The sequence below is a fragment of the Microcoleus sp. Pol14D4 genome (assembly GCF_036701245.1).
Lineage (GTDB): Bacteria > Cyanobacteriota > Cyanobacteriia > Cyanobacteriales > Microcoleaceae > Microcoleus.
The window spans coordinates 1-2,574 of the sequence record NZ_JAUBQM010000179.1 but is presented as its reverse complement, the minus strand read 5'-3'; the positions used below and the strand labels follow the sequence as shown (position 1 = coordinate 2,574).

Genomic DNA, 2,574 nt, shown 5'->3' with positions numbered 1-2,574 from the left:
GCTTTTATCAACAAGGTATGCGGGCCGCAACCCTTATACAGTCTATCTCGTAGACCTTTTTGTCACCCCCCCAGCAAAAATAGATACTTTAAAGTTATCGTTTTTGCCCAATCTTCCTCGAAGCGATTCCCAAATTTGAATCGCATCGCGGAGGAATGTTTCAGCTTCAGCAAACCGTCCAGAGTCAAATAAAGCCAGTCCTAAATTGTTGAGAGTTGCCCCTTGAGACGCCATTTCGCCGATCTCGCGCGCGATTTCTAAACTCTTCTGGCTGTATTCGATCGCCCGCTGGCACTGCCCCAAACAGCGGTAAGCATTGCCCAGATTGCGCCAGGAAGTCGCTTGCCCAGAGAGATCGCCCATTTCCTGCTGAATATCTAAGGACTGTTTGTAGAATTCGATCGCCCGCAAGTAATTCCCCAAATCACTGCAAGCATTGCCCAGAGCCATTAAAGAATTCGCTTCTCCATAGCGGTTGTCGATTTTCTGGGCAAGATTCAAAGACTCTTGAGAGTATTCGATCGCCCGTTGAGACTGCCCTAGGGAAATGTATGTAAGGCCCAAAGCGCTCAAGGAGTTCGCTTCTCTATGCTGAGAGTTGATTTTTCGCGCCATATCTAGGGACTGCTGCTGGCACTCGATCGCCCGCTGGTATTCGCCCAGGGAATAATATGCACTCCCCAAATCGCGCCAGGAACTAGCTTCTCCGTGAGGATTGCCGATTTCTCCCTGAATATTTAGGCATTGCTGGTAGCAGTCAATTGCTTGCAAATATTCCCCCAAAGCATCATAAATATTGCCTAAAGCGTTTAAAGAATCAGCTTCCCCACTGGGGTTGCCAATATCTCGCTGAATATTTAGCGACTGCTGGTGATAGTCAATTGCTTGCGAGTATTCCCCCCGCAAACGGTAAAAATTGCCTAGATTGTTCAGAGAGTTCGCTTCTCCGTAGCGGTTGCCGGTGTCTCTATGAATATTTAGCGACTGCTGATAATATGCGAGCGTCTGCGAGTATGTGTCCAGGCAACTTTTAGCACTATCTAAGAAGGAAGGTGCGTAGCAGGGCTTGAACCGCCTTTCTGTAATTATCCTAATTTTATAAGGTGCGTACTTGAGTTTTGGTGCTATGACCCTAACTGGACTTCGACTAGATGAAGTTTCCCTAATTTTCTTACTAATAGGAAACTGAATAGAACGGTAAATCAACAGCACCTCTGCTGCCGATAGCGCCTGTTTGTAGAGCCGAATATCTCCTATATTGCCCTGAAAAGTGTTCCCAAAATCGTCTGATTGGCCACCAATAGTTAAGGGGATGATACTACTATTGCTGATAGAACCCTGTTGATATGTTGGGTTGAACCGGAAACCTACTTCCTTCCCATCGACATACCAGCGCCCTCCATCCGCTCGATCGCGATCGACAACAACCGCAACGTGATGCCATTCGCTATCGTTGACAACTGGCAAAGACGGAAGATCTTTTTCTTGGTCGTCGTCATAATAGTTTACCGAAATCCTCCCATCTGCTATTTGAAGGTTAATTCTGCCTCTATCAATAAAGAAAGACCAGCCCCGCAAAGGGCCGGAGTTTTTAATCCGCTGATCGATAATCTGGACAATACCGCAAGGGTCGTAGTTTTTAATCCGCCGATTAATAGTATCGAAATCTTCCGTGCGAATCCACGCACAAATAGAAAAGTCTTCTTTGCCTATCTCCAGTAAAGGAGTGACTGGGAAAGTAACGCAACCTCCACTCAGCAGCAAACTTTCCTGCGGCCCGTTTGTGATAGTTCCATCGGTATAATGTATTAGGAACTCTTTGTCGATACGGTAAACGCTGTCAATTAGGCGTGCCGGAGGGAGTTCGGGGCGATCGCTCGCCAAGTTGCCTGCTTCATCAAATGACCAACGGGCGATCGGCTCTGTATTGAAAGTATTGTAGACGCTTAATATCGGGTATTTCATGGGTTAGTTGACTTCATTTTTGTGGAACAGGCATCTTGCCTGTTCCTGATGGGCGGGCTAAGAAAAAGACCACAAAAAAACTTACTCTTTGTGGAACAGGCCTCTTGCGTGTTACGGTGGTGAAACTATCCCGTGCAAGCGCACAAACGGATGCTGCAATAAAGCCTCCCAGTCAGCATCCAAAGTCGCCAGAGAAGATATTTTCTCAAATCCAGATAGCTCTGCTAGCGCTTCATACCGCAAATCATTTTCAGCATAAATTAGCAGCCTCTCCTCTAAAGTAGCTGCCTGTAATTGGGCCAACAGTTTGCCGCGCAGTGCAACTAATTCTGTGAGAGTTTCGTACCACAAACCGTGTTTAGCCAACAGCAAAACGCGCTCCCTTAGAGATGCTGTTTCTAGCTGAGCCAAAATTTCTGGTTTCATTGCCACCCGCTCAACCCACCCGTAACGTGAGATATTTCCGCAAAAAAAGTCCCAGCGATACTTTTTGCCAGTTTCCAGAGGAGGTGAATTTGGCGGCAAGGAAAAACGGGAGCGTGTCACTTTTGCAATAAGTACAAATACTTAAATAAGGCTGTTGTGACCAATTGCAGCCATTCTGAGTAA

General features: G+C 46.6%; 2 protein-coding genes. Both read right to left on the bottom strand.

Going from position 1 to position 2,574, the window contains the following annotated elements; translation table 11 throughout:
* Positions 1-42: 42 nt before the first annotated feature.
* Entirely contained in the window at positions 43-1,965 is a 1,923-nt protein-coding gene (locus QUA33_RS27895; protein ID WP_333152987.1) for a tetratricopeptide repeat protein, read from the bottom strand.
* Positions 1,966-2,076: 111 nt separating this feature from the next.
* Positions 2,077-2,511, bottom strand: a complete 435-nt coding sequence (locus QUA33_RS27890; protein WP_333152985.1) for a DUF928 domain-containing protein — start codon at positions 2,509-2,511, stop codon at positions 2,077-2,079.
* Positions 2,512-2,574 lie beyond the last annotated feature (63 nt).